The sequence below is a fragment of the Bartonella sp. CM86QHHN genome (assembly GCF_042194695.1).
In the GTDB taxonomy this organism is placed as follows: Bacteria; Pseudomonadota; Alphaproteobacteria; order Rhizobiales; family Rhizobiaceae; genus Bartonella.
The window spans coordinates 1-2314 of sequence record NZ_JBHIND010000033.1 but is presented as its reverse complement, the minus strand read 5'-3'; the positions used below and the strand labels follow the sequence as shown (position 1 = coordinate 2314).

Annotated in this window: 3 protein-coding genes; all 3 read left to right on the top strand. The window is 36.4% G+C overall.

Annotation, left to right across the window (positions count from 1 at the left end; all coding sequences use genetic code 11):
• The first annotated feature begins 178 nt into the window (after window positions 1-178).
• The 3 genes from ACFIKX_RS02960 to ACFIKX_RS02950 are packed head-to-tail and all read left to right on the top strand — an operon-like array spanning window position 179 to window position 2160.
• Window positions 179-988 (top strand): ERF family protein, encoded by an 810-nt coding sequence (locus ACFIKX_RS02960; protein WP_375627699.1) that lies wholly within the window; start codon window positions 179-181, stop codon window positions 986-988.
• Between the two features lies 1 nt (window position 989).
• Window positions 990-1613 (top strand): lambda exonuclease family protein, encoded by a 624-nt coding sequence (locus ACFIKX_RS02955; RefSeq protein WP_375627698.1) that lies wholly within the window; start codon window positions 990-992, stop codon window positions 1611-1613.
• Between the two features lie 58 nt (window positions 1614-1671).
• Window positions 1672-2160, top strand: coding sequence for a DUF488 family protein (locus ACFIKX_RS02950; RefSeq protein ID WP_375651368.1), 489 nt, complete (start codon window positions 1672-1674; stop codon window positions 2158-2160).
• Window positions 2161-2314 lie beyond the last annotated feature (154 nt).

Here is a 2314-nt window from a genome sequence, read left to right as displayed (position 1 = left end):
TCTAGGTGAACTTTGTATCACTATCTCTGGGTATAAAGACGAGCCTTATGTAGATACCATAATTTCTGAAGACATAATGCAACCTATAAAATCCAAACTCTAACAACCAAACAACATTTTTAAACACCAGCGTGATTCACGCCACGGGTGAATTGCGCTCAAATAGGAGGAAATCAAGATGAGTGAACTAAGTACCACACGAACGGAATTAGTGGAAACAACGAACGATTGTGAAGTCAAATCTACAGCTATGGAGCTGATTTTAGAAAGAGCTCTAAAAGATGATGTCGATATGGAACGTCTCAAGAGCCTTCTTGAATTGCGAGAAAAGGAGATAGAACGACAAGAGCGTCAAAACTTTGTCCGTGATCTTTCTACTATACAAGTGGAATATAAAAATATCGAACAAAATGCCATTAATACACATACTAAAAGCACCTATACAACGCTTGATAAATATATTGATGCTATTAAAGAACCTCTTGCAAAACATCACTTTGCCTTGTTCTCTCGTATCAAAGACCAGAATTCAAATAGTATAACCGTAGAAATGACTTTAAAGCATATATCGGGCAATGAAATATCAACACAAGGAACATTTCCCCTTGATGCTACGGGGAGTAAAAACAACGTACAAGCGGTTGGTTCTACTATAAGCTACGCACGTCGATATCTCTTAGGCATGCTTCTTAATGTTGCAAGAAAAGAAGACGATACAGATGGAATAACACTTCTTGCGGGTATCTCTTCTGAACAGATGAATGAAATCAAAGAATTAATTAAAAAAACACAATCTGAAGAAAGTAGGCTTCTCTCTTTCATAGGAGTAAAAAATCTAAAAGATATGTCTTTTAAACAAGCACAAACCGCTTTGTTTTCTTTGAAAAAAAAGCAACGAAAGCAAATGAATAAAGCACAACAAGAGCAATTAGATGCACCTATACAAGATATCGAATATGCGCCAACTCAACAAGAAACGGCGGTGTGAAATGGAACAAAGGACAGCAGAGTGGTTTCAAGCGCGCTTGGGTAAAGTCACTGCTTCAAACGTTTACAATGTAATCAGTAAGACAGCAAAAGGTTTGCCTACAAGCAAATATGAAGACTACAAAACGAAACTCATGACAGAACGCTTAATAGAGGAAATAAGCCAATCTTATACAACACCTGCTATGCAATGGGGCATTGAACATGAAGAGAATGCCTTAAGAGAATATGAATTCATTTATGACGCAGAAGTCACAAGATGCGGGTTTATCCCACACCCAAAAATGAAAATGGCTGGTGCAAGTCCTGATGGGTTCATTGGAGAGGACGGTTTAATCGAAGTCAAATGTCCACAATCAACAACCCATCTTCGTTTTTTTATATATGACGAAATTAAACCAGAATATCACGCACAAATGCAATTCCAAATGGCATGCACTGGACGTAAATGGTGTGATTTCATGAGCTATAATCCAAACTTTGTAGGCAAATCTACTGGTTTGAGAATGAAAGTCAAACGCGTCCTCCGTGATGAGAAACACATTGAAGAGATCAATAAAGCGGTCGAAATCTTTTTAGGGGAAATAGAACAAGAGATGCAAAAGATTTTGGCAAAAGCTGCTTAAACCTATGGGGGTGCTCTCTCCTCCCAGCACTCCCACCCATTTACCAAGGAAATTAAACGTGTGTAACACTAAACATATTATCATACAGCCTGCTAAAGATGAGGAATTTTGTTTTTTTACCATTGGCTATGAAGGTAAGTCCCTTGAGGATTATCTTAGTTGTCTCATAGAAAACAATATCAAAACTTTATGTGATGTTCGTAAAAATCCAATAAGTAGAAAACACGGATTTTCGAAAAGACAATTAGAGAAAGCTGTGAGCAATATTGATATTGAATATATGCATCTGCCTGAACTTGGAATTGCTTCTGAAAAACGAAGAAATTTGAAAACACAAAAAGATTATGACCGCCTTTTTGAAGATTATCAAAATACAACTCTCAAGAATAATTCTTGTGCAATAAACAAATTATATCAAATGTTTTTAAACAAAAAGCGCGTTGCAATCACCTGTTTTGAAGCCAATGTATGCATGTGTCATAGAGGACAACTCGCATTAGCTCTTACTCAATTGCCTGATTGGAAATATGAAATTAAGCACATCTAAAAAATAAACTTGTAAATTTTTAAAAGTTGGAGTGCTTCACATGCCTTCCAGCATTCCCACCCATTTAATTAATATAAAAAAGAGAAAGGTAATGAGATGATATTTGATGATGGAGATAGATATGTAACGACACGTGAGTGTGCACAGCTTTTTA